Origin of the sequence: Streptomyces sp. PT12 (assembly GCF_003311645.1) — a bacterium.
In the GTDB taxonomy this organism is placed as follows: Bacteria; Actinomycetota; Actinomycetes; order Streptomycetales; family Streptomycetaceae; genus Streptomyces.
Genome location: NZ_QEST01000005.1, coordinates 1 through 641, shown reverse-complemented (window position 1 = coordinate 641; position 641 = coordinate 1). Strand labels below are relative to the sequence as shown.

Here is a 641-nt window from a genome sequence, read left to right as displayed (position 1 = left end):
GAGGGCGTCGTGAAGGCGTACGGGACGGGCGAGACGCGCGTCCTCGCCCTGGACAACGTCAGCGTGGACATAGAGCGGGGCCGCTTCACGGCGATCATGGGGCCTTCGGGGTCGGGGAAGTCCACGCTGATGCACTGCCTGGCCGGGCTCGACACCGTGACCAGCGGCCGGATCTGGGTCGGCGACACCGAGATCACCGGGCTGAAGGACAAGAAGCTCACCCGCCTGCGCCGCGACAGCATCGGCTTCATCTTCCAGGCATTCAACCTCCTCCCCACCCTCAACGCCCTGGAGAACATCACCCTCCCCATGGACATCGCCGGACGCAAGCCCGACAAGGAATGGCTCGACCGCGTCATCACCACCGTCGGCCTCGGCGAACGCCTCAAGCACCGCCCCAGCCAGCTCTCCGGCGGCCAGCAGCAACGCGTCGCCGTCGCCCGCGCCCTCGCCGCCCGCCCCGCCATCATCTTCGGCGACGAACCCACAGGAAACCTCGACTCCCGCGCCGGCGCCGAAGTCCTCGGCTTCCTCCGCCGCTCCGTCGACGACCTCGGCCAGACCATCGTCATGGTCACCCACGACCCCGTCGCCGCCGCCCACGCGGACCGCATCGTCTTCCTGGCCGACGGCCGGATCGT

1 protein-coding gene is annotated in these 641 nt (G+C 69.7%); it reads left to right on the top strand.

The window, feature by feature from the left end:
* Positions 1-9 precede the first annotated feature (9 nt).
* Positions 10-641: ABC transporter ATP-binding protein (locus tag DEH69_RS00015; protein WP_147255308.1), on the top strand; the 632-nt coding region annotated here is incomplete at its 3' end.